Raw genomic sequence first — 23,391 nt, 5'->3', positions numbered from 1 at the left:
GGCACGTTGCGTACCCAGAACAACAAGTGCATGGACGTGGCCTGGGGTTCCACTGCCGACGGCGCTGCCATCCAGATCGCCACCTGTTCGGGCAACCCCGCGCAGCAGTTCGTGCTCAGCGGCGCCGGTGACCTGGTCAATCCGCAGGCCAACAAGTGCGTCGACATCAAGGACTGGGACCCGAACAACGACGCGGTCCTGCAGTTGTGGACCTGCAACGGCGGCGCCAACCAGAAGTGGCGACGCGGCTGACCAACCCCCGCCGGGGGCGGGTGCCCGGAGGAGCACGTACCCGGGCGCCCGTCTCCAGCGTCCTACGCTCGGCGAATATCGACAGCGCGGCATGTCGGCCGCGACCGCGAGGGCCGGGCGTGGCGGGAGACTGTCGGCATGTCCTCGACCATGCTCGTGGTTGGCCCGAAGCTCGGTGTCGCGCTGGTTGTCCTGACCCTTGTAGCGGCGGTCGTCGTGACCTTCGGAAAGCTGGGTCACGGTCGGCAGGTGATGGTCGCCGCCGTCCGTGCCGCGATCCAACTGGGTGCCGTGTCGCTGCTGATCGCGGGCATCGCGGTGTCGCTGTGGGCCACAGCTGCGTTTGTTGTCCTGATGTGCGCGGTGGCGGCGGGCACGTCCGGTCGGCGTGTCACGGGCGGCGGTCGGGGGTGGTGGGCCGGCGCGCCGATCGTGGTGGGCAGCATGGCTGTGGTGGCGGGGCTGCTGTTGGCGGGCCTGGTGCCGATGCGCGGCATCGCGATCATCCCGGTCGCGGGGATCCTGGTCGGCGGGGCGATGACCGCGACGTCGCTGGCCGGGCGGCGCGCGCTCGACGAGCTGACCAGCAGACGCGGTGAGGTGGAGGCCGGCCTGGCCCTGGGCTTGCTGCCCCGCGACGCGGTGCTGCTGGTGTGCCGTCCGGCGGCGGGACAGGCGTTGGTCCCGGCGCTTGACCAGACCCGGACGGTTGGCCTGGTGACCCTGCCCGGCGCCTTCGTCGGTGTGCTGCTCGGCGGAGCGAGCCCGCTCGCCGCCGGAGTGACGCAGTTGGTCGTCCTCGTCGGGCTCCTCGCCGTAGAGGCCGTCGCCGTCGTCCTCACCGTCGAACTGGTGGCCCGCAGCCGTCTCCAACCCGCCACGCCGAAACCCCGGCCGAGCCGTCGCTGACGTGTGGGCATATGTGCCGTGGGTGTACTGGGCCCGTGGCCGCGGCGGCGTCCCCACGGTCCTGGTTGAGCCCGATCTTGGCCTTTTGGGTCGCCTATATCCTGACTCGGCCGCCTCCGCCCCTTCGCGCGCGATGATCGGAGGTGACGCGGACCCGGCCGGGCCCGCCGGGGGACTACGGGCGGGAAGGAACGAGCGGCGTGCGCGTGCTGGTCGTCGAGGACGAGACCGCCCTGGCGGAGGTGATCCGCGCCGGCCTGACCGACGAGGGATTCACCGTCGATGTGCAGCACAACGGGATTGACGGGCTGTGGGCAGCCACCGAGAACCCGTACGACGCGGTGGTGCTCGACATCATGCTGCCCGGCCTCAACGGCTACGAGGTGTGCCGCCAGTTGCGCTCGCGGGACGTGTGGACGCCGGTGCTGATGTTGACCGCCAAGGACGGCGAGTACGACCAGGCCGACGCGTTCGACCTCGGCGCCGACGACTATTTGATCAAGCCGTTCTCGTTCGTGGTGCTGGTGGCCCGCCTGCGGGCACTGATCCGCCGGGGCGCCCCGGCCCGACCGGTGATCCTGACCGCCGGTGACCTGGCAGTGGACCCGGCCCGGCGGCAGGTCACCCGCGCTGGGCAACCGATCCGGGTGACCGCCCGGGAGTTCGCGCTGCTGGAGTTCCTCATGCGTCATCGTGGCGACGTGGTGTCCAAGCGGCAGATCATCGACAACGTCTGGGACGCCCACTTCGACGGCGACCCCAACATCGTCGAGGTGTATGTCGGCTACCTGCGCCGCAAAATCGACCATCCGTTTGGCAGGCGGGCCATCCAGACGGAACGGGGCATGGGCTACCGGCTGGCCGCCGACGGCGGATGACAGTGCCCCACGTGGCGCAGTCGCACCACCCTGGCGGTCTCTCAGCGCCTTCTCAGCCCCGAGGACCCTAGGCTGCGGATATGGCCACGATGCTCACCTCGTTGCGGGCCCCGGCCCGGTGGGCACGCCGCCGCCTGGGCGTGCGGCTGAGTTCGGCGCTGGCCGCCACCATGGTGGTGGCGGTGGTCTTCGGGATTGGCGCGGCCGTCTTCGTCTACCTGGCCCGGGCCAACCTGGTCCGCAACGTGGACGCGGCTGCCCGGCAACGCGCCGCCGAGGTGGCCACGGCGGTAGCTGGCGGTGACTCCGGTGCCATCGCCCAGACGCTGAAGCCCCGTCCGGGGGAGCAGAGCCTGGTGCAGGTACTGGCGCCGTCGGGTGTGGTGCAGGCGGCGTCGCCGACGCTCGACGGTGCCGTGCCACTGTCCCGGCTGCGTCCCGCTGCCGGCGAGACGCTGCGGGAACAGCGGACGCTGCCCTTCGCGGACGATGACGCCTATCGGGTGGTCGCGATTGGTGTCGGCACCAGCTCGGGCACCCGGACGGTGCTGGTGGCCCAGTCGTTGCGACCAGTCCACGAGAGCACCGAGGTGATCGCCGCGATCCTGGTCATCGGGTTGCCGGCGATGCTGCTGCTGATCGGCGCGGCCGTGTTCCTGTTCGTTGGCCGGTCGCTGCGTCCGGTGGAGGCGATTCGCCGTCGGGTAGCGGGCATCACCGCCCGAGATCTGCACGCCCGGGTGCCGGTGCCCCAAGCGCACGACGAGGTGGCGGCACTCGCGCAGACGATGAACAGCATGCTCGACCGACTGCAGACGGCGGCGACCAGTCAACGGCGGTTCATCGCCGACGCCAGCCACGAACTGCGCAGCCCGCTGGCAACCCTGCAGGCCGGCCTCGACCGCCTTACGATGACGCCCCTGCCTGGCGCGAACGACGACCTGGTCCGACTGATGCGCCGAGAGTCGCAGCGACTGGGCAGGCTGGTCGCCGACCTGCTGCTCCTCGCCCGTATCGACGAACACGGGCTCACCCTGCGCCGTGAGGACGTCGACCTCGACGACCTGGCCTACACCGAGCGGGAGCACCTCTCCGCCCGCCGACCGGACCTGACCGTCCGAACCCAGCTCACCGCGGTGCGGGTGACCGGCGACGCCCACGACCTCGGGCGGGCGCTGCGCAACCTCGCTGACAACGCCGCTCACCACGCACGCCACGAGGTGCTCCTACGGGTCGGGGCCGAGGACGGGTGGGGATGCCTGGAGGTCACCGACGATGGGCCGGGCGTGCCGGTCGCCCAGCGGGAACGAATCTTCGAACGGTTCGTCCGGCTCGACGAGAGCAGGGCCCGCGCCGACGGCGGAAGTGGTCTGGGCCTGCCGATCACCCGGGAGATCGTTGCGGCGCACGGCGGGACCGTGCGGGTGCTGCCTGGCCCCGGAATGACGATCCAGATCCGTCTGCCGCTGACCGGCGACAGCGAACCGGGCGACTGACCCCCAGGGCGTGTGCGACTGCCGGTGTCCTCGCCTTTCAGGGTCCTCTCAGTCGCGAACAGATTGGCTGGGCCCAGCCGGTCGACGGGAGCCGGGTCGGCGACGGGATCGGACGCCCGATGAACTATCACCTGTTTCACCTCATCAACGCAGCTGCCGGACATCGTGATCCGCTCGACGACGTGCTGGAGTGGTGCGCTGTCTGGCTGATCTACCCCCTCGGCGCCGTGGCGGCGTTCGCGCTGCTGCTCGGCCTGAGATCGCGTGGTTGGCCGCTACTCGTCCGCGTCGGGGCGTCGCTGGCCTTGGCGTTCGCCGCCGGTCAGGTGGTCGCACGTGCCAGCAACGAGGCCCGCCCGTTTCAGACGCATCCCGTGCATCAGCTGATCCCACACGACCCAGGAGGGTCGCTGCCCAGCGACCACGCCACGGCGGCTTTCGCGGTGGCCTTCGCCGTCGGGGTGTTCCTGTCCTGGCGCTGGGGGTTACTGCTCTCGGTGCTGGCCGCTGTCATCGGCTTCGCCCGAGTCTGGGCGGGCGTGCACTACCCAGCCGACATCCTCGCCGGCGCGGTCATCGGCGGGGGAGCGGTTCTGATCATCGCGCTTGCCGCACGCGTCCTCGGTTGGCGCGCCCACCAACACCGTCCACGGGCTGCGACCAGCAATCACTGATCACTCTTGCCCGCCCGCACCGCCCGATTACGCACCACACCCCTCGGAGGTTCTATCGTGTCAACGTCCCTCGCTTCGGCGGCTGCGGGGCCCAGCTTCCTCGACCCGGAGTGGTTGATCTCCACCTTCGGGCTGATCGGCATCCTCGCGATCGTGTTCGCCGAGTCAGGGCTGCTGATCGGGTTCTTCCTGCCGGGTGACTCGCTGCTGTTCACCGCCGGGCTTCTCGTCGCCGACGGCCACTACCTGCACCAACCGCTCTGGCTGCTCTGCCTGCTGGTGGCCGTGGCCGCGATCGCCGGGGATCAGGTGGGGTACCTGTTCGGCAGGCGAGTCGGCCCGAGCCTGTTCCGCCGACCCAACTCCCGCCTGTTCAAGCAGGAGAACGTGCACCGGGCCAACGACTTCTTCGACCGCCATGGAGCCCGGTCCGTGGTGCTGGCCCGGTTCGTGCCGATTGTGCGGACGTTCACCCCAATTATCGCCGGAGTCAGCCACATGCGCTACCGGACGTTCCTGGCCTACAACATCATCGGCGGGGCGCTCTGGGGCGTCGGCGTAACCGTCCTGGGCTACTTCCTCGGCCAGGTCGCGTTCGTCAAGGCCAACATCGAGATCATCCTGATCGGCATCGTCGTAGTCTCCGTCCTGCCGATCGGAATCCAGCTCCTTCGATCCCGCTGGAGCACCGCCCGGACCTCCGCCCGCTCGTCGTAGGGGTTGTTACAGGCTGATCGGCGTGCAGGACCAAGCGTGGTCGACGATGTCCTCGGCTGTCCGGGAGCGGCCGGCGGGCCAGAAGATCATGTCGCTGATGTGCAGACATCCGTCCGGCGCGTAACGCCGTCCAGCCACCAGGAGACGGTTCGTTCAATTCCGCCACCGGTGATCAGTAGGGTGCGTACTACGTGGGTCGCGGCGTCCTTGGTGAGCGGGTCGGGCAGCCGACCGGATCGTACGTAATCGAAGTAGTCCTCGGCGGCGACGCCGACGTTCGTCCAACGCTCGCGTACGGCGTTCGTGACGCGTTCGGCGGTGGCGAGGGCTTCGACGGGATCGTCAACCTCGGCGAGTAGTTCACCGGCGTCGTCGGCTTGGGGATCCAGCGGCGGGAACTCCAGCAGATCACGGAAGTGCTCACCGCCGATGTCCCAGCTGAGGTAGGCCATCACCGCGTACCGGCCGTTGCGCCGAGGTTCGATGGCGACCCAGCGGACGCCCCGACGCTCGCCGTGAAAGGTCGGGCCAAGGAACTGTTCGATCGAGGCCGACCGGCGCAATGCGCCGACCGCGAACGATTCGCTCAGGTATCGCACCGGGCGAGGCTAACGCAGCCCGAGCGTGGCGTACGACTCATTGGGGCCCGGTTACCCCCGCCGGGGGGAACCACCTGAACCCGCTGATCGGCCGCTGCATCGAGGTCGCCCTACCGATCCGGGCCTTCCAGGCAGGACCGCCGAGGGGATCAGGCAGCGGCCGGCCACATCCCGAGCGCGGTGATCAGATGAGGGCCGTGACGCCCTCGTATTCCGCCACCGGGGCGGCGCCGACATGCTCGTACTCGAGCAGCAGTAGGCCGTTCGCCGTTACCTCGTGGTGAACGAGTCGCAGGCCGACGGGTGCGCTCGGGTGGTCAAGCAGCCGCCGCCCGGAACCGGTCACGGTGGGGGCGACGACGAGTCGGAGTGTGTCGACGAGGCCGGCCGACAACAGGGCCTTGCCGAGTCGTGCGCTCCCGTGGATCTGAAGTTCTCGTCCTGGGTGCGCCTTGAGTTTCCCGACGGTGTGGATCGGGTCGCCGTGGAGCAGCGTGGTCGGGTGCCAGCTACTTTCCGTGCGGGTGTTGGTCACGACGTACTTCGGTAGTGAGTTCATCCGTTCGGTGAACGGGTCGTTCGGGTCGGTGATCTGCGGCCAGTCGCGGGCGAAGGCCTCGTAGGTCCGCCGCCCCAGTAGCAGACCGTCAGCGAGAGCTAGCCAGTCAGAGGTGCGCTGGACGAAGAGCTTGTCCAGGTAGGGCACGAGCCAGCCGCCCTGGGTGAAGCCCTCGCTTGTATCTTCGGTGGGCGAGCCGGGACCCTGACTGACCCCATCGAGGGTTACGAACTCGGTAAGGGTGATCTTCATCGTGCATCGTCGCCTTCGACGACCCCGGCCAGTTGCTTGGTGACCGAGCCCCAGCCGTCGAAGAAGCCGAGTTCCTCGTGACGGGCGCGAGCGGCGGGATCACCATGACGGACGATGACCCGGTAGTCCGTGCCGTCCGGATGATCGCTCAGGGTGATCTCGGCGGTCATGGGGACCGGGGTCGGGTTCGTGGGCCGCCAGGCGCTGTCAATCGCGTTCGTGAACACAATCCGCTCCAGTTCCTCGACGACGAGGAAGGTCGCGTCAAGGTGCGGGACGAATTTCACCCCGTCATCGCTGAGGCGGGTCACGAGCGCGCCACCGGGCCGGACGTCCAGGCGGTCGACGCGGCACAGGGTCGGAGCCGGGAGCCACCACTTCTCGAAGCGGGACGGGTCCGTCCACGCGCTCCAAACCGCGGCGCGGGAGGCGCGGATGACACGCTCCACGGTCAGGTCCAGATCCGGATTCACTGTTGGTTCTCCTCGGGGTCGGTGACGAGGCGTTCGAGGCGATCGGTGCGCGCTTCCCAGATTCGGCGCTGCTCCCCGAGCCAGTCGTCGACGAGCGCGAGGCACTCGCGGTTGAGCGCGCAGGTGCGTACCCGGCCGGACTTGGTCGTGCGGATCAGCCCGTTGGATTCGAGCGTCCGTACGTGCTTCATGAACGAGGGAAGGGTCATCGGAAACTCGCGGGCGAGATCGCCGACGCTCGTCGGGCCGTGGCCGAGGCGCCGGATGACCCCGCGCCGGGTCGGGTCGGCAAGGGCGACGAACACGCCGTCGAGCTGCGCCGAATACTGTGCCATGCGGCTAAGTGTCGCCCGCAGCGATACTTAGCGCAAGAGCAAAGTGTTGAAGCGCCCCCGGAGTGCCAAACGGTCAGATCGGTCAGCGGCGCACCCGATAGCGCAGGTGAAGCACCCGGTTGCCGTGAATCACCACGTCAGGATCCTCCAACAGGTGGTGCGCGTGGACCGACCCGAAGTAGCGCTTGCCGGACCCGAACACGACGGGTACGACGTCCGTGCGCACCTCGTCGATCAGGCCCGCGGCAAGCACCTGGCCACCGACGTCGCCAGCGGCGACCTCGACCACTCGGTCACCCGCAAGCTCCTGTGCCTTGGCCATGGCTGCCTCGACGCCGTCGACGAAGTGGAACGGCGCCTCGGGATCCCAGCCCTCGGGCGCCGGCCGGTGCGTCACGACGACCACGTGGTCGATCCCGCCCGGAGGCTTCCCGTCCCAGCCGTCCGTCATGTCGAAGACGTGGCGGCCGACGACTGTCACCCCGATCTGGTCCCAGTACGGCCGGGTGTAGTCGTAGGACGTCTGTGACACTTTCAGCCCGCCGCCCTCGTCCAACGGGACGTCACCGCTGGTCAACCAGTCGAACAGCGGCCCGGGCTGGTCATTCTCGTCCGCGATGAAGCCATCCACGGACACCGAGCTGTACATGACCACTGTGCCCACGGGGCTCTCCTCTACTTCGGGGTGCCCTCAAGTTAGCGCGCCGTGAGCTGTCGCTCTTGTAGGAAATCAATCGGCCGGCAGTGGCCAGCCGTCCATCGCGTGGCCGGGATGTTCGCGCAGGAACCGCCGCCGGACTTCGAGGTACCGGGTCGGAGTGAGCCCGGTGAACGCCCGGAACTCGTGGCCGAAGTGGGCCTGGTCGAAGTAGCCCGCAGCACCGGCGAGCTCACCCCAGTCGATCGGTCCGGCGGGGTTGATCGCGAACACGGTGGCGGTGAAGCGGTGGGTGCGGGCCAGCCGCTTCGGCGTGACGCCGATGAGCTCCTTGAACCGCTGCGCCAGATGGGTGCTGCTGACACCGGCTGCGACACTCAGGTCGCCGATCGCCACCGCCCCGCTGGTCGCCGCGATGACGCTGCTCGTGTGGCGGACCAGCCCCAGGCCGGCGGTCTCGCACAGCCGTCGCATCAGCTCCTCCTCGAGCAGCGTCAGCATCTCGTGGGGTCCGTCCGCCGTGGCCAGCCGGTCTCGCAGCTCGGCGACGGCGGGCCGGCCCCAGACCTGCTCCAGCGTCACCGGCCGGTCACACAGCTCGGCCGCGGGCATCGGCAGGAACGGCGCCAGCCCCCACGGCTTGACGTGCACGCCGACGGACCGGGTCCGGAGCGGATAGCCGAACTCGAACGCGCGGGTGGGCGTGGTGACCACGCAGCCGTCGGCGTACTCGGCCGTCTCGATGTCGGTGCCGGCGCGGATGCGGAACGGCGGTCCGAGATTGACGATGAGCAACGCCGCCGGCATCGGCGGCAGCGTCAGCCGGGCGTACGGCGGCGTACCCTCCAGGTAGTAAAGGTCGTCGATCAGCCCGTCCAGCGGCGGTCGCGGCACTCTGGACACGTACTCCACGCTCACAGCATCGCCGACGCCCCGCCGGCATCACGCGCCGGCATGGCCGTCGAGCGCGTCAAATTTCTCCACCTTGCGCCCATCCGTCTCTAGGGCGGCCTCGAATGCCTCATGACAGCAGCAATGACGTACAAGCATCTGAGGAGTTCGTATGAAGCGGCGCCTGTTTGCCACGGTTGGCGTAATCGCGGTGCTGGCCCTGTCCGCCTGCGGCGGTACCGACAGCGAGGACAGCGCCAGCGGCGCGCCGAGCATGTCGGCCAGCGCGCCGATGGCTTCGGCCTCGCCTTCGATGATGATGTCGGGTCAGTTCGGCTCGGGGTGCTCGGCCGTGCCGGCCGATCCGTCCAACCCGGGTAGTTTCGAGGCGATGGCGAAGGTGCCGGTGGCCACCGCCGCATCCGGCAATCCGCTGCTCTCGACGCTTGTGACGGCGGTCAAGAAGGCCAACCTGGTGGACTCGCTCAACGGCGCGCAGGGCGTCACGGTGTTCGCGCCGACCAATGACGCGTTCGCCAAGATCCCGAAGGCGGATCTGGACAAGGTCCTGGCCGACGACGCCATGCTGAAGAAGGTCCTGACCTACCACGTGGTGCCGACCCAGTTGTCGCCGGACACTCTGGCTGGCACCCACAAGACGTTGCAGGGCGGCGAGCTCGTGGTGACCGGCAGCGGCTCGTCGTTCACCGTCAATGGCACCTCGATGGTGGTCTGCGGGAATGTCTCGACGGCCAACGCCACCGTGTACATCGTTGACACCGTTCTGATGCCCAAGAGCTGATGGCGTCGACCGACATCGAGCCCCGGCCGGCAAACCGCCGGCCGGGGCCGTCCCTCAGCATGACCGCCGTTCGCGGCCTCGTCGTCGGCGTGTTGACCGCCGGGGTGGCCCTCGCCGTGGCTCATCTCCTCGCGGCGCTGGTCGATCCGGCCGCCGACCCGGTGCTGGCAGTCGGTGGCGTCGCTATCGACCTGGCACCGCAGAGCGTCAAGGCATTCGCCATCCGCACCTTCGGCGCCAACGACAAGATCGCTCTCCTTGTCGGCGTCTACGCCCTGCTCGTCCTGACCGCGGTTCTGCTCGGCGCGGCGGCGCTACGACGACGCCGCTACGGTCTGGCTGGCCTCGCCGTGTTCGCTGCTGTCGGTGTCGCCGCCATCCTGTCCCGCCCGGGGGCGACGTCGTCGGACGTCCTGCCGGTCCTGGCGGGCGTCGGCATCGGGATGGCGGCGATGCTGGTGTTGGTGCGCGCCGCTCGGACGGTCAGGGTCACCGCGTCGAGCCGGCCGCGGCTGCTCAACCGCCGTCAATTCCTGGCCACGGCGACGGGGGCAGCGCTGACCGCCGGCGTCGCGGCCGCGATCGGCCAGGCTGTCGGTCGCGGCAGCGCGGTGGGTGCCCGTTCCCGCGCCGGCGTTCGGATTCCGCCGCCAGTGCGACCGGCGCCGCCGCTACCCGGCGGTGTCTCCGTTGGCGTGGACGGGGCCTCGGCGTTCGTCACCCCCAACCGGGACTTTTACCGGGTCGACACCGCTCTCACCGTCCCGCAGGTCGACCTTGAAACCTGGCGGTTGACTCTCGACGGAGCGGTCGACCGCCCTCGTACCTGGAGATTCGAGGATCTTCTCGCCCGTGGCCTCGTGGAGCGTGACATCACGCTCAACTGTGTCTCGAACGAGGTCGGTGGTCCCTACATCGGCACAGCCCGCTGGACCGGCGTTCCCCTCGCACCGCTGCTACGCGAAGCGGGCGTACGCCCCGGGCAGAACCAGCTCGTCAGCCGCTCGGTGGAGGGCATGACCATCGGCACCCCGATCGAGGCGATCCTCGATGGGCGCGACGCGCTCCTGGCCGTGGCCATGAACGGCGAACCCCTGCCCCTGGAACACGGCTTCCCCGTCCGCATGCTCGTGCCCGGCCTCTACGGTTACGTCGGCGCCTGCAAATGGCTCACCTCGATGAAGGTCACCACCTTCGACGCGTTCGACCCCTACTGGGTCCAACGCGGGTGGGCAGCCGATGCACCCGTCAAGACCGCATCTCGCATCGACACTCCGAAACCCTTCGCCCAACGTCGCGTCGGACCCGTCATGATCGCCGGTGTCGCCTGGGCGCAACGGCGCGGGATCACCGCCGTCGAGGTGCAGATCGACGACGGGCCGTGGCGGCAGGCCCGCCTCGCCGACGGCCCATCGCCGGACCTGTGGCGGCAGTGGACCTACCGCTGGGACGCCACCCCTGGCAGCCACACGCTGCGCGTACGGGCCACCGATGCCACCGGTGCGACCCAGACCGACCAGCGGGCCGCGCCCTTCCCCGACGGCGCGACCGGCTGGCACAGCACCACCGTCACCATCACCTGACCTCCCGGGCCGAAAAGAACCCCGTCCGGCACCAATCCGGCGACCACCACGCCACGAATCCCTCCTGACCGCACGTGAGTATCAACGCCGTACCCAGGCGGAGACGGAGATCTGTTGTGAGACTGTCCCGAGCCCTGCTCGCCCTACCAGCGGCCGTGCTGGTCCTCGCGTTCCCGGGCGTCGCGCAGGCCGACGAGAGCGTGCAGGTCCAGCTGCAGGACCTCAACGAGACCGGTGCCACCGGTACCGCGACGTTGACCGCGACGAGTGGCGGCGACCTGAAGGTCATGATCCGGTCGAAGGGCATGACGCCGAACTCGCCGCACGCCCAGCACGTGCACGGCGCGGCCAACGGTATGGACTTCCACTGCCCGGACAAGTCCGCCGACACCAACGGCAACGGCTTCGTCAGCACGGAGGAGGGCCTGAAGATGTACGGGGACATCTTCATCTCGCTGACCACCACCGGGGACACGACCAAGGCCAGCGGTTTGGCGGTGGACCGGATGCCGAAGGCCGACGCGCAGGGCAACCTCAGCTACGAGCGCACCATCCCCGCTGCCGACCTGCCCAAGGGCACCATCGAGCACCTCAAGGACCTGCACCTCGTGCAACACGGCATCGACGCCAACAAGAACGGTAAGTACGACATGGAAGCTCTCGGGGAGTCGACGTTCGCCAAGTCCATCGGCGTCAACGGCATCCCCGCCGAGGCCACCGACCCCGCGACGTGCGGCATGGTCAGCGGCGCCGCCGCCGGGTCCGTACCCGCCGGGGGTGTCGCCACCGGCGATGGCAGCACCTCCGGTGGATCGCCGATGATGATGTACACCGTGGGTGGCCTCGCGCTGCTCGGCGCCGCGGGTGCGGTCGTCGCGCGACGCCGGCTCGCCGGCGAGCGCTGAGCCGGAATCGTTCGTGATGGACACCGGCGACGCACCAGTGCCGGCCGGACGCCGCCGGGGGCGCTTCGCGCTCCTGGCGGTGGCCGGCATCCTCACCGTGACGGCGGCCGTGTCGATCGGCTTCGCGGTGACCGACCGGGCTGGGGAGCCACCTCGGCCCGACGCCTCCGCTGCCGCCCCAGCCGCGACGGCGTCGCCCGCTCGGGCGACCAAGCCGGGTGAATTGACCTCGGGACCACTGATGGCCAGTTCGCCCCCAACGCGGGTGTCGATCCCGTCGCTGAAGGCCACCGCCGCGATTGTCGCCCTCGGCCTGCGGGCGGACGGGGCGATGGAGGTCCCGGACAGCGCCACCGACGTGGGCTGGTTCACCAAGGCACCGACGCCAGGGGCCCTCGGTCCGGCCGTGCTGGCCGGGCACGTCAACTGGAAGGGCCGTCGTGGAACGTTCTTCGATCTGGGCAAGCTGTCCGTCGGCGCCGGGATAACGGTCAACCGTCAGGACGGCAGCACCGCGATGTTCACCGTCAGCAAGGTCGAGCAGTATCCCAAGGACGACTTTCCCACCGATGAGGTGTACGGGGCTACCGACCATTCGGCGCTACGTCTGATCACCTGCGGCGGCGAGTTCGACGACGCCACTCAGCACTACCGCGACAATGTCATCGTCTACGCGCGCCTCGCTCACGCTCATGTCGCCTAGCACCGAGTACGCGGCGGCACACGGAACGGCCGCCAGCACAGGAGAGGACATGCCGAGAATGAGCGGTGACCCGGAACAGGCGCGGCGGCTACGTTCGGTGCCGCCGGACACCCCGACGCCACCGAGCGCCGACGAGCTGCTGACTCGGGTGGCACGGGGCGACGAGGCGGCGTTCGCGGCGCTGTACGACACGATGGCGGGCCGCGTCCTCGGGCTGACCCGCCGCGTCGTGCGCGACCCGGCGCAGGCCGAGGAGGTGACGCAGGAGGTGATGGTCGAGGTGTGGCGCACCGCTGGCCGCTTCGAGGCCGGTCGTGGCTCAGCCTCAGCCTGGATTCTGACCATGGCGCACCGCCGGGCGGTGGATCGAGTGCGTTCCGAGCAGGCCCACACCAACCGCACCCTGCAGGTCGCCGCGACCGAGACGCATGTCCCCTATGACGAGGTTGTCGAGGACGTCACCGCCCGGTTGGAGCGGGAACAGGTCCGCCGGTGCCTGGGTCGGCTGACGCCGGTCCAACGGGAGGCGGTGGCCCTGGCCTACTACGGCGGCCACACCTACCGGGAGGTCGCCGAAAAGCTGAAGACACCGCTGCCGACGGTGAAGACGCGGATGCGCGACGGACTGATCCGGATGCGCGACTGCCTGGGAATCGAAATGGAGGGACGGGCATGAGCGCCGACATCCACACCCTCGCCGGCGCGTACGCCCTGAACGCGGTCGACGACCTCGAGAGGGCGGCGTTCGAGCGGCACCTGGCGGACTGCGAGTCGTGCCGCCTGGAGGTGACCGAATTACGGGAGACGGTTGCACGGCTCGCCGACGACACCGTCGTCGAGGCCACACCCCCGGGGTTACGGGAGCGCACCCTCACCCAGGCGGCGCGCACCCCGCAGTTGCGCTCGGCTGCCGCAGGAGACAGCGCCAGACGGCAGGTAAGCAGGTGGCGACGGATCACCGTGGCTGCCGCCGCGGCCGTCCTCGTGGCCGGCGGCGCGAGCGCGGTCACCTGGACCGTGAGCAATGATCGGATCAGCGACGAGCAGGCCAGCAGCGACCAGGCTCGGCAGATCGCCGCCGTCCTGGACGCCCCGGACGCCCGGGTGTTCGAGCGGTCGCTGCAGCCCGGCGGCTCCGCGACCGTGGTGGTCTCCCGCGACCGAGACCGAGGGGTGGTGCTGCTGCGCGACCTGCCGGAACCCGGCCCCGGGCGGATCTACGAGCTCTGGCTCATCCGCGGCAGCGAACCCCGCAAGGTGGGGCGACTAGCCGAGGGCGCCAGGGCGTCGACCACGGTCATCGGCCCGGTCGCCGAGGCGGCAACCTTCGGCGTTTCCAACGAGCCCGCGGGCGGCTCCGTCGCCCCCACGCGAATCGTGGGTACGGTCGAGCTGAGCTGAGCTGAGCTGAGCTGAGCTGAGCTGAGCACGGGCCGGCTGCGGTCACACCGTCAGCCGGTCCAGCCGGTCCGCACCGACGGCCGATGTGCTTCCCGCTCATCCACCCATCCGAGCGGTGGACCGCTCCGAATCACCAGCATGGATGACGAGCTGCTCGCCGGCCGGTACCGCAGGCTCCTGCCGATCGAGGACCCTGCCACTCCGGGACGGGTCTGGCTGGCCCGCGACGAGGTGCTCGACCGGGACGTCGCGCTCAAGCAGATCGCCGTGCCGGGATGGGCGAGCGACGCCGAACGGTCCCGGTTGCACGAGCGGACGCTGGCCGAGGTTCGTGGACTGGCCGGGCTGGACCACCCGAGCGTGATGGGGATGTGGGACGTGCTGAGCGCCGACGGGCACCTGTGGCTTGTCATGGAGTACGTGCCCTCCCGGTCCCTGCCCGAGGTGGTTGCTGCCGACGGCCCGCTGCCGCCGGCCGAGGTGGCGCGGGTCGGGCTGCACCTGCTCGCCGCACTGAACGCCGCACACGAGATGGGTGTGGTGCATCGGGAGCTCTGTCCGCAGAACGTGCTGCTCGGCGACGACGGGCGCGTCATGCTCGGCGGGTTCGGCCTGTCGATCTTCGACAGCCACAGCCCGGCGACCGTCAGTGCGGCGAACCTGTCGAGGAACCAGTACGTCGCGCCGGAGCGCGCTCGCGATGGCAGGGCCACCCCCGCCTCGGACCTGTGGGCTCTCGGCGCGACGCTCTACCTGGCCGCGGAGGGCCGCCCACCGTGGACCCGGCCCTCGACCCTGGCCACACTCGCCGCTCTGGCCACCGAGGCTCCCGACCGGATGAGCGTCCTGCCACTCGAACCGGCGATCACTGGACTCCTGCTGCGCAATCCCCGTCAGCGTCTGTCCGCGTACGAGGCCCGCGCCCTGCTGGAGCAGGTGGCCGAGGCGACCGTACCGATCGAGCCCGTGCCGGTGCCCCGGGCGCGCCGCCGGTGGCGGATGTCCACCCGACCGCCGCGGCGGTCGCGGACCACCACACCGCCGGTGCCGATCGCCGAGGACGCGATCGACACCACGGTCATCACGGCGAGGGCGTCGAACACCCGCGACCGGACGACCGGCTGGGCGTTCGCTGGCGCAGTGTTGGGACTGTTGACGGTCGTGGCCATCATTGTCACGGCAGCCGGTGCCGTGCTCGGCGGCCTGCGTGGCCAGGACGGCGTGCCGGCCGTCGACCCGGGCGGTGCGGCGGCCGGCGCGATGGAGTCGACCAGTGCGGAAGTGCCCGCCCACCTCTGCCTGGACGATGACGCCTCCAGCGAGGCCGAGCCTCTGCAGGAACCCACCGCACCGCTCCCGTACGCGCTGCCCGACGGATGGGCTTGGCACCAGGACCCGGCCCGCTTCCTGGTGGCAGTTCCGCACGGATGGACCCGGCACACCGAGGGCGAAACTGTCTGCTTCCGCGACCCCGCCGAGGTGCGAGCCATCGCTGTCGACCTCACCGCCGAAGCTTCCCCCACACCCTCGAAGCAGTGGGCCGCCGCAGAGCGCGAGGCGGTGAAGACCGGGGCGCTTTCCGGCTACCAGAAGATCAGCATCGGGCCGGTCATCCGCGCGGGTGGCGCCGCGGAGTGGGAGTACACCTGCGACCAGGCCGGCGGTGTGCGGCTGCACGTCCGGCGGCTGCTGGTCAATGACAGCAGGACCCGTGCCCACAGCCTGTCCTGGATGACCCAGGACAGCCAGTGGACCGCGACGGAGCCTCTGCAACGACTGGCCCTCGCAAGCTTCCGCCTCGACTGACCCGTGTGCCCGAACGTGGTCACCTCCATCGCAGCCAGTTCCAGTTGCGTTCGCGGCGGGCCGCCGAATGCCGCGCATGGCCGACGCCCCGCTCCACGGTCACCCGCCCGTAGGCGGTGGCGGATCGGCGCTGCCAGGCCGGCAACCCGGAAGCCACCGTCGGGCGGCTGACGCAGGCCCGTTCAGCGGTTGTTTGTCGATGTTCGCCGCCCGCCACCGGACCGGATGGCACCCTGGGCCCGTGGACTGGGCAGCGAGCCAGGGAAAGGTGGCATCAGGATCACGGTGAACGGCAACTGATGCGTACCGCGTTGATCGTGTTGGCCGCGCTGGCGGCGGCCGTGGTCGTGGACCTGGTCTCCGGCGTGCTGGCTCGCCGGGTTGCCCGTGGCCGCTACAAGTGGCTGCTGGAGCCGCTGCGGCTCGCCTGCCGCCGCCCGGCGGCCGCGGTCCTGCTGGTCTGGGTGGTGTACTACGCGCTGCCGCCCGGACTGACCGGGTGGCAGCGTTATCTGCGGCACGCCATCCTGCTGACCCTGATCGCCGTCGGTGCGTGGCTGGTGGTCAGGGTGTTGCAGGTGGCCGAGGCGGTCGTGTTCAGTCGACTGCCGAATGATGTGACCAGGAGCCGGCGGGCCCGGCGGGCCCGGACCCAGATCCGTCCGGTGCGGCGGCTCACGGTGGTCGTCGTCACGATCGTTGCGATCGGCCTGATCCTGATCACCTTCCGGCCGGTACGCCTCTTCGGCGTCTCCATTCTGACCTCGGCCGGGGTGGTCGGCGCGGTGATCGGCCTCTCCGCCCGAACCGCGCTCGCCAACGCGTTCGCCGGCATCCAGGTCGCCTTCGCCGACGGGCTGCACGTCGGCGACGTGTTGGTGGTGGAAGGCGAATGGGGCCGGGTCGAGGAGGTGAAGCTGACCAACGTGGTGATCCGGCTCTGGGACGAACGGATACTCATCCTGCCGACCACGTACTTCACCGAGCGGCCGTTTCAGAACTGGACCCGCAACGAGTCGCGGGTGATCGGCAAGATCCAGATCCATGTCGACCACACCGCGGACCTTAACGACCTGCGCCGGGAGGTACGCCGACTGGTCGAGTCCGCACCGCTGTGGGATCGCAGCCAGTGGGTGCTCCAGATGGTCGACGCCACCGCGCAGACCGTGATCATCCAGGTGCAGGCCTCAGCTGCGGACGGCGCCAGCGCCTGGGACCTGAGCTGCGACCTACGCGAGGGACTGATCCGCTATCTGCGTGACCAGCACCCCCAGTGGTTGCCCCGCACCCGCAACCAGTACCAGCCGTGACCGGCGGGTCTCTTTCGGCCCCGCCGTTGCGCTGGGTCAGCCGCCGGGCAGCGCTCGGGGCCGGGCTGATCCTCCCGGCCCTGAGCCCCATCGAGTCAGGCTGTCGACATCTGGCGGACGTGTTTGCCCTCGGCGAACTCCTCGACCATTTTCGAGCAGAAGGCTGGGAGGTCGCTGGGGTTGCGGCTGGTGACCAGGCCGTTGTCGACCTGCACCTGTTGGTCCACCCAGTTTCCGCCAGCGTTGCGGATGTCGGTGCGCAGGCTGGGGAACGAGGTGACGGTCCGACCGTTGACCATTCCGGTCTCGACCAGCGACCAGGGGCCGTGGCAGATCGCCGCCACCGGCTTATTCTGCTGAAAGAACGCTCGGACGAAGTCCATCGCCTGCGGGTTCATCCGGAGCCGGTCGGGGTTGACAGTCCCGCCTGGCAGCAACAGGGCGTCATAGTCGGCCGCATCGGCCTCGTTCACGGTCCGGTCCACGTGATATCGGTTGGCCGGATTGATGTCCTGGTTCATCGACTGGATCTCGCCGGATTGCAACGAGATCAGGTGGACCTCGGCTCCGGCCTGCTCTGCGGCGGCCCGGGACTGGGTGTATTCCACGTCCTCCACCCCGTCAGCGGCGAGGCAAGCAACTCGCTTGCCGGTCAGTGGCTGCTGGCTCTGCGCCATTCTGCGGCCTCCCCTTCGCGGCGCCACCCCGTCGGCGGCGCATCGCTCACTCCCGGGTCGCCTTCCCGGTGCGGGCACCCACAAACGGGCCAGCGAACGCCGCCCGTGGGTGTGCTGCCTGTCGCAGCGGGTAACGCAGGCAACCTACTCGTATTCAGGCTCAGGAAGGTCGACAAATGATCGAGCTGCCGTCCGGCCAAACCATGCCCGTGCTCGGCCAGGGAACCTGGTACCTGGGTGAGCGCCCCGCAAAGCGGCGGGACGAGATCGCCGCCCTACACACCGGGCTCGACCTGGGCTTGACCATGATCGACACTGCGGAGATGTACGGTGACGGCGCTTCCGAGGAACTCGTCGGCGAGGCGATCACCGGACGACGCGACGACGTCTTTCTGGTCGACAAGGTGCTGCCGTCCAACGCCAGCCGACGGGGAACCGTGCAGGCCTGCCGCCGCAGCCTGCAACGACTCGGCGTCGACCACATCGACCTCTACCTGCTGCACTGGCGCGGCTCGCATCCACTCGCGGAGACCATCGAGGCGTTCGCGGAACTCGTCGACGCCGGTGACATCGGGCAGTGGGGCGTGAGCAACTTCGATCTTTCCGACATGACGGAGCTACTCGAGACGGCGGGCGGGCAAGACTGCGCGACCAATCAGATCCTGTACAACCTCACCCGCCGCGGTCCGGAATATGACCTGCTGCCGTGGCTACGCGAGCACCGGATCCCGGTGATGGCCTACTCGCCGATCGAGCAGGGTCGACTGCTCGGCCACTCCCAGATCGCGGAGATCGCCGCCCGGCACGAGGCCACCCCGGCCCAGGTGGCGCTGGCCTGGGTGCTGCGGCAGGAAATGGTGGCGGCCATCCCCCGATCGTCCAACCCCGAACACACCCGGGAGAACGCGGAAGCGCGAGACCTGCAGCTGACTGAGGAGGACGTGGCGGCACTCGACACCGCGTTCCCGCCGCCGACCGGCCCGCAACCGCTCGAGATCTTGTAGCGTCACCAACCTCCGACTGAGGGTGGGCTTGTGGGAATGCCCTCGAACCCGGAACCCGGCGGGTGCTCGCGCCCGCCGGGTAGAACGGCGGCTGGCCCGCCGCCTTCAGCCTCTTCGTCGGCCAGGTCGGCGAGTGATCCGGCGAATCACCCCGAACTGGTACAGGCCAGCGCTGGTGATCGCGTAGAAGACGGGCAGAAGGAGAAATATGGCGAGGCCGAGCAACGGCGCCACCAGGTAGCCGACTACTCCCGCGAGGACGTACAGGACGACCCCGGCGAGGGCCCGGAATCGCTCGACGTGAAAGAAGTCGTCTCTGACCTGTTCCTTCAGCAAGTCGGGGCTCCGGGCCAGGTAGTGGTAGAACGCCAGCCAGCTTGCGCACAGCAACGCGCCGATCAACGCGTAAAAGGCGACGGCCACGCGCTGGTCCGCGTTGTTGTGCTCCTGCAGCGCGTGCGACACGACGGCGGTCGGAAACGGCAGCAGGGCCGTGCTGAACAGCACGAACAGGTTCACCCAGTGCAGGCCGCGATCGGTCTGCTGAATCCGGTTGAACGCCGCCTTGTGATTGAGCCAGACGACGGCCACGTACGAGTAGGACGCGAGATACGCGCCATACGACGGCCACTGGCTGAGCAGGCCGGACAGGAGGCGACCGGGTGGGACGTCCGGTACCCGGAGGTCCAGGACCAGCAGTGTGATGATGATGGCGAAGATGGCATCGCTGAACGCCACGGCACGGCTGGTATCCGACCGGGTGCTCAGCTCCGTGTCTGACCCGCTCACCAAGCGCGCCTACCCAGTGTCGTCCGCCGCAAACTGCCGGGCGCGGCGCTCCACACCGGGAGGACGCCGCATCCGGCCGGCCGCCGTGCGCGCGCGGCGGCCGGATGCAAGTGATCCGTCAGGGTTTGAGGACAACCTTCTCGCAGTTGTCCTGCTTGTTCTTGAACATCTCGAAGCCGCGTTCTGCCTCGTCCAGCGACAGGGTGTGGGTGATGACCCGGGTCGGATCGATCTCCCCACGCTCGATGCGCTGCAGCAGCGGCTTCATGTAGCGCTGCACGTGGCACTGGCCGGTACGCAGGGTCAGCGCGCGGTTCATCCACGCGCCGGCGGGAAACTTGTCCAGCAGACCGCCGTACACTCCGATCACCGACACGATGCCACCGCTGCGGCAGGACAGAATGGCCTGCCGCAGCGCGTGCGGACGCTCGGTCTCCGAGCGGACCGCCTGCTTGACCCGGTCATAGGCGTAGAGGGCCGCGCTGCCGTGCGTGGCCTCCAGGCCAACCGCGTCAATGCACTTGTCCGGTCCCCGCCCACCGGTCAGTTCCAGCAGCCGGGACCGCACGTCCACCTCCTCGAAGTTCACCGGCGTGTAGCCCGCCCGTTCGGCCATCTGCAGCCGGTACGGCTCCTTGTCGATGGCGATGACCTTTGCGGCGCCGAGCACCCGGGCGCTGTCCATCGCGAACTGGCCGACCGGGCCGGCGCCCCACACCGCCACCACGTCGGTGGACTGGATGTCGCACATGTCGGCACCCATGTAGCCGGTGGGAAGGATGTCCGAGAGGAACAGCACCTGCTCGTCGGTCAGGTCGGACTCGATCTTCAGCGGACCGACGTCGGCGAACGGCACCCGCGCGTACTGCGCCTGACCGCCCGCGAAGCCGCCGGTCAGATGCGAATAGCCGAAGATCCCGGCGACCGGGTGACCGAACATCTTCTCCGCGATCCCGGCGTTGGGGTTGGAGTTCTCGCAGCAGGAGTACAGCTCGGCGGCGCAGGCGCCGCACGCGCCGCAGGCGATCGGGAACGGCACCACGACCCGGTCCCCGACGCGCAGCCGACCTGGATCGACGCCCCGGCCGACCTCGATCACCTCACCCATGAACTCGTGACCCATGACGTCGCCGTTCTGCATCGTGGGCACATACCCATCGACCAGGTGCAGGTCCGAGCCACAGATCGCGGTGGACGTGATCCGTACGATGGCATCGCGCTCGTTCATGATCCTCGGGTCCGGCACGTCACGGACCTTGACCTTGTTGCGGCCCGCCCAGGTGTTCGCCCTCATGCCGGGGCCCCCTTCGCGAACTCGGCATCCGACAGCGGCTGCGCCGGACGCTGCGGGAACTCCTTGCGGGCCCGTTTGCCCCACGGGGCGCCGTCGGACCGGACCACCTCGCCGGTCTCCAGCACCTGCTTGAGCCGACGCAGGTCGTCGTCGAGTTGCTGGTGCGGCTCCTCGCCGAAGTACCTGGCGACCGCCTTGCCGATCGCGCCGCCCGGGATGTCGTACGACAGGACGACGTGCACCTCGGTGCTCACACCATCCGGGGCGGGCACAAAGCGGACCGTACCGGCGTTCGGCACGTCGGCGTTGCCGGTCGACCGCCACGCGATCTTCTCGCCGGGCGAGTCGTCGACGATCTCCGCATCCCACTCGACGTTCGTGCCGAACGGGGCGCTGGCGGACCAGTGGCTCGTACGGCTACCGGTGGAGCGGATCTCCTCGAGATGAGCCATGAACGTCGGGAGATTGTCCAGTTCGCGCCAGAACGCGTAGACCTTAGGCGGCGGTTTGCGAATGGTCGTCGTGGCTGTCAGCTCCATGGGTCCTCCTGTGCGGATGCCTCGTACCGCCGGCGCTGAGCCCATCTCCTTCGCCCGGGTGGCCTGTACGGCGGTCAACAGGTCCACCACCGTGATCCCGACGATGGCGCCGGTGACAACGAGGAGCCGCCGCCGGCGGCGCCCGCCCCGGTGGGCGATGGCCAGTCCGAGCGAGGCCAGGTCCATCGCGTCGCCCGCGACCCGGGTCCACGCCCACATGCTCTTGCGCCGGCTCGTCAGGAGCCCGGCCGCGTGTATCAGCTCCCGCGCCCCGACGAGTGGCACCATCGCCCGGGACGTCGAAGAGTCGTCCACGCCGCTGATCCGGCGCACCGTGTCCGGTGCCGCCAGTTGTGCCACGCCCAGGCCGAGGCTCATCCAGCCGAGCCCGCGCCCCCGCCGCTGCACCTCGTCCTGCCTGGCCTTGGCTGCCTCTCGGGTTGCCAGTCGAGTCACGGGTAGCCCTCCGTATCCGGTCGCACCCGCCCGGGCAGCCCGGCTCACGGCGACCCGGGGCACGACTCATTGGGGCCCGGTTACCCCCCGGGAACCACCTGAACCCGCTGATCGGCCGCCGCATCAAGATCGCCCTCCCGGTCCGGGCCGTCCAGACGGCGTCGGCGGACTTCGTCGCGGCAACCGGTCGGCGAGCGCCCGAAAAGCCTGCCCGGCGCGCACCGGCCCCGCTCCCACTGCGCAGCGCGACGTCACGGCCGCGGATCACCAGCGGTTCGCTCGTGCGTGCCCGCTCATCCCGCCCGCGATGGGCTAGCCGTCTCGTCCCGCGAGCCGCCGGGTTGGGGATGGTAGCCGTACGCGGCGGCCCGTACCGTTTCCTCGTTCTCCAGCCCGGAGCCGATCGCGCCGCCGACGGTGGCCAGCGAGCTGGTGATCCAGGCGAGCGTCAGGTAGTCGGTGAAACTGACCGGCCGCTGCAAGGTCTGTTCCAGCACGGATGTGTCGATCAGCAGCGCGCCAACGAGCACCGTGCCAGCAAACAGCACCAGGTAGGACACGGCCGTGGCCAGGGCGAGGGTGAGGATCGTACCCAGGTTGAACAGCCGGGCCAGCTCAGCTGGCGTCTCCCGGTCTGGCTTCTCCCACAGGTCGTGCGCGACGATCAGCCAGGTCACCAACGCGGTCAGCCCGAGCAACATGATCACGGTGAGCCGGAGTCCTCCGAGCGCATCGCCCATCTGCCAGATGGTGTCCGTGGTGAGCGCGAACGCCGCCGTGCCGAACGCGCCGACGAGCAGCTTGGACAGGCCCAGCAGGGCGCGCCCCGGGCGGTTGGCGCGGACCATTCCGGTCAACAGCCGCACCCGGCCGATCAGCCCGGAGGCGACGTAGCCCAGATCCCCGTCGGCCTCGTCGACCACCCGGTGGACGGCGGGAATCCGACGTGTCATTTCGGCTGGTGCCCAGCCTGCCGGCGGCACCCGCTCGTCGGAAGCGTCGGTCAGCAGTCGGCTCACCAGATCCGGAACGACCGCGCGGGCCGCTCGCAGCTGAGGCAGTCCCAGCGCGGGCAGGGACACCATCGCCACTGCACGGCGAGCCGAGGTCTGCGCGACCAGCGGCACCCGTTCGGCGTTCAGCGGCAGGTCGGTCAGACAGATCGCGACGTCCCACCGGTCGTCGGCACGCCGTTGGGCCAGATCCTCGAGCAGCGCCTCAACGCCACCGTCGCGGCGCGGCGCCACCTCACCCCAGCCTTCCCGGATGGTCCACCGCACGTCCGCGTTCACCCGCTCGGCGAGCCGGCCGGCCAGCTCGGTGGTGAGCCGAGCTGCCACCCGGGCCGGGTGGTCCGGCGGGGTCGCCACCAGTCCGACGACGATCTCCGGGCGGTCCTGTTCGCTGTCGGTCATCGGTGCTCCTCACC

Annotated in this window: 26 protein-coding genes; 15 read left to right on the top strand and 11 right to left on the bottom strand. The window is 69.6% G+C overall.

The features are described 5' to 3' along the window. From ABZU53_RS16560 to ABZU53_RS16535, 6 genes are all read left to right on the top strand, one after another. The coding region (locus tag ABZU53_RS16560; protein WP_354857782.1) for a ricin-type beta-trefoil lectin domain protein at positions 1-252 on the top strand (252 nt) is incomplete at its 5' end. Between the two features lie 138 nt (positions 253-390). After that, on the top strand, positions 391-1,161 hold the full coding sequence (locus ABZU53_RS16555) for an ABC transporter permease (protein WP_355066600.1): 771 nt from the start codon (positions 391-393) through the stop codon (positions 1,159-1,161). A gap of 200 nt (positions 1,162-1,361) precedes the next feature. Continuing rightward, complete coding sequence (locus tag ABZU53_RS16550) at positions 1,362-2,039, top strand: response regulator transcription factor (protein ID WP_354857778.1); 678 nt, start codon at positions 1,362-1,364, stop codon at positions 2,037-2,039. Between the two features lie 80 nt (positions 2,040-2,119). Continuing rightward, positions 2,120-3,535, top strand: coding sequence for a HAMP domain-containing sensor histidine kinase (locus ABZU53_RS16545; RefSeq protein WP_355066599.1), 1,416 nt, complete (start codon positions 2,120-2,122; stop codon positions 3,533-3,535). Positions 3,536-3,654: 119 nt separating this feature from the next. Beyond that, positions 3,655-4,209, top strand: coding sequence for a phosphatase PAP2 family protein (locus tag ABZU53_RS16540; protein ID WP_354857773.1), 555 nt, complete (start codon positions 3,655-3,657; stop codon positions 4,207-4,209). A gap of 57 nt (positions 4,210-4,266) precedes the next feature. Further along, complete coding sequence (locus ABZU53_RS16535) at positions 4,267-4,926, top strand: VTT domain-containing protein (RefSeq protein ID WP_354857770.1); 660 nt, start codon at positions 4,267-4,269, stop codon at positions 4,924-4,926. An 86-nt stretch (positions 4,927-5,012) separates the two neighbouring features. On the opposite strand, the gene ABZU53_RS16530 is transcribed toward ABZU53_RS16535, so the two are convergent. From ABZU53_RS16530 to ABZU53_RS16505, 6 genes are all read right to left on the bottom strand, one after another. Further along, positions 5,013-5,525 (bottom strand): hypothetical protein, encoded by a 513-nt coding sequence (locus ABZU53_RS16530; RefSeq protein WP_355066598.1) that lies wholly within the window; start codon positions 5,523-5,525, stop codon positions 5,013-5,015. Positions 5,526-5,709: 184 nt separating this feature from the next. Further along, entirely contained in the window at positions 5,710-6,336 is a 627-nt protein-coding gene (locus ABZU53_RS16525; protein WP_355066597.1) for a dihydrofolate reductase family protein, read from the bottom strand. Then, on the bottom strand, positions 6,333-6,809 hold the full coding sequence (locus ABZU53_RS16520; protein ID WP_355066596.1) for an SRPBCC domain-containing protein: 477 nt from the start codon (positions 6,807-6,809) through the stop codon (positions 6,333-6,335). Before ABZU53_RS16520 ends, ABZU53_RS16525 begins: the two co-directional genes overlap by 4 nt. After that, positions 6,806-7,144 carry a metalloregulator ArsR/SmtB family transcription factor gene (locus ABZU53_RS16515; RefSeq protein WP_355066595.1) on the bottom strand — a complete coding sequence of 113 codons (339 nt, stop codon included), beginning with the start codon at positions 7,142-7,144 and terminating at the stop codon, positions 6,806-6,808. Before ABZU53_RS16515 ends, ABZU53_RS16520 begins: the two co-directional genes overlap by 4 nt. 82 nt (positions 7,145-7,226) lie before the next feature. After that, complete coding sequence (locus tag ABZU53_RS16510) at positions 7,227-7,808, bottom strand: dihydrofolate reductase family protein (protein WP_355066594.1); 582 nt, start codon at positions 7,806-7,808, stop codon at positions 7,227-7,229. Between the two features lie 66 nt (positions 7,809-7,874). Next, complete coding sequence (locus ABZU53_RS16505; protein WP_355066593.1) at positions 7,875-8,705, bottom strand: helix-turn-helix domain-containing protein; 831 nt, start codon at positions 8,703-8,705, stop codon at positions 7,875-7,877. A 160-nt stretch (positions 8,706-8,865) separates the two neighbouring features. On the opposite strand from ABZU53_RS16505, the gene ABZU53_RS16500 reads away from it, so the two are divergent. The 8 genes from ABZU53_RS16500 to ABZU53_RS16465 all read left to right on the top strand — a co-directional run bounded on the left by ABZU53_RS16500 (position 8,866) and on the right by ABZU53_RS16465 (position 17,203). Then, positions 8,866-9,495, top strand: coding sequence for a fasciclin domain-containing protein (locus tag ABZU53_RS16500; RefSeq protein ID WP_355066592.1), 630 nt, complete (start codon positions 8,866-8,868; stop codon positions 9,493-9,495). Positions 9,496-9,554: 59 nt separating this feature from the next. Next, positions 9,555-11,078: a molybdopterin-dependent oxidoreductase gene (locus ABZU53_RS16495; RefSeq protein WP_355066591.1), complete on the top strand. Its 1,524-nt coding sequence runs from the start codon at positions 9,555-9,557 to the stop codon at positions 11,076-11,078. A gap of 116 nt (positions 11,079-11,194) precedes the next feature. Continuing rightward, positions 11,195-11,983 (top strand): hypothetical protein, encoded by a 789-nt coding sequence (locus tag ABZU53_RS16490; RefSeq protein ID WP_354857757.1) that lies wholly within the window; start codon positions 11,195-11,197, stop codon positions 11,981-11,983. A 79-nt stretch (positions 11,984-12,062) separates the two neighbouring features. Then, entirely contained in the window at positions 12,063-12,686 is a 624-nt protein-coding gene (locus tag ABZU53_RS16485; RefSeq protein ID WP_355066590.1) for a class F sortase, read from the top strand. 49 nt (positions 12,687-12,735) lie between these two features. Beyond that, positions 12,736-13,362, top strand: a complete 627-nt coding sequence (gene sigK / locus ABZU53_RS16480) for an ECF RNA polymerase sigma factor SigK (protein ID WP_355066589.1) — start codon at positions 12,736-12,738, stop codon at positions 13,360-13,362. Then, the gene (locus tag ABZU53_RS16475; RefSeq protein ID WP_355066588.1) at positions 13,359-14,087 is read left to right on the top strand and encodes an anti-sigma factor; all 729 of its coding nucleotides are present in this window, start codon (positions 13,359-13,361) and stop codon (positions 14,085-14,087) included. Before sigK ends, ABZU53_RS16475 begins: the two co-directional genes overlap by 4 nt. Positions 14,088-14,225: 138 nt before the next feature. Beyond that, positions 14,226-15,893, top strand: a complete 1,668-nt coding sequence (locus tag ABZU53_RS16470; protein WP_355066587.1) for a serine/threonine-protein kinase — start codon at positions 14,226-14,228, stop codon at positions 15,891-15,893. A gap of 299 nt (positions 15,894-16,192) precedes the next feature. Next, complete coding sequence (locus tag ABZU53_RS16465; RefSeq protein WP_354857747.1) at positions 16,193-17,203, top strand: mechanosensitive ion channel domain-containing protein; 1,011 nt, start codon at positions 16,193-16,195, stop codon at positions 17,201-17,203. Positions 17,204-17,298: 95 nt separating this feature from the next. Here the strand turns inward: ABZU53_RS16465 and ABZU53_RS16460 are convergent, their stop codons facing one another. Next, positions 17,299-17,880, bottom strand: a complete 582-nt coding sequence (locus ABZU53_RS16460; protein WP_354857744.1) for a type 1 glutamine amidotransferase domain-containing protein — start codon at positions 17,878-17,880, stop codon at positions 17,299-17,301. Positions 17,881-18,056: 176 nt separating this feature from the next. On the opposite strand from ABZU53_RS16460, the gene ABZU53_RS16455 reads away from it, so the two are divergent. Further along, on the top strand, positions 18,057-18,884 hold the full coding sequence (locus tag ABZU53_RS16455; protein ID WP_355066586.1) for an aldo/keto reductase: 828 nt from the start codon (positions 18,057-18,059) through the stop codon (positions 18,882-18,884). 105 nt (positions 18,885-18,989) lie between these two features. Here ABZU53_RS16455 and ABZU53_RS16450 read toward each other — a convergent pair whose 3' ends face one another. The 4 genes from ABZU53_RS16450 to ABZU53_RS16435 all read right to left on the bottom strand — a co-directional run bounded on the left by ABZU53_RS16450 (position 18,990) and on the right by ABZU53_RS16435 (position 23,377). Beyond that, positions 18,990-19,622, bottom strand: coding sequence for a TMEM175 family protein (locus ABZU53_RS16450; RefSeq protein ID WP_355066585.1), 633 nt, complete (start codon positions 19,620-19,622; stop codon positions 18,990-18,992). 169 nt (positions 19,623-19,791) lie between these two features. After that, a complete protein-coding gene (locus ABZU53_RS16445) occupies positions 19,792-20,967 on the bottom strand; it encodes a zinc-dependent alcohol dehydrogenase (protein ID WP_355066584.1) in 1,176 nt (391 codons plus the stop codon). Continuing rightward, complete coding sequence (locus ABZU53_RS16440) at positions 20,964-21,962, bottom strand: SRPBCC family protein (RefSeq protein WP_355066583.1); 999 nt, start codon at positions 21,960-21,962, stop codon at positions 20,964-20,966. Before ABZU53_RS16440 ends, ABZU53_RS16445 begins: the two co-directional genes overlap by 4 nt. Positions 21,963-22,255: 293 nt before the next feature. After that, on the bottom strand, positions 22,256-23,377 hold the full coding sequence (locus ABZU53_RS16435; RefSeq protein ID WP_354857733.1) for a hypothetical protein: 1,122 nt from the start codon (positions 23,375-23,377) through the stop codon (positions 22,256-22,258). Between the last annotated feature and the right edge of the window lie 14 nt (positions 23,378-23,391).

The sequence above is a fragment of the Micromonospora sp. NPDC005194 genome, assembly GCF_040608335.1.
In the GTDB taxonomy this organism is placed as follows: Bacteria; Actinomycetota; Actinomycetes; order Mycobacteriales; family Micromonosporaceae; genus Micromonospora.
Note: the sequence above shows the minus strand (reverse complement) of the source record. Positions and strands in the feature narration are given on the sequence as shown.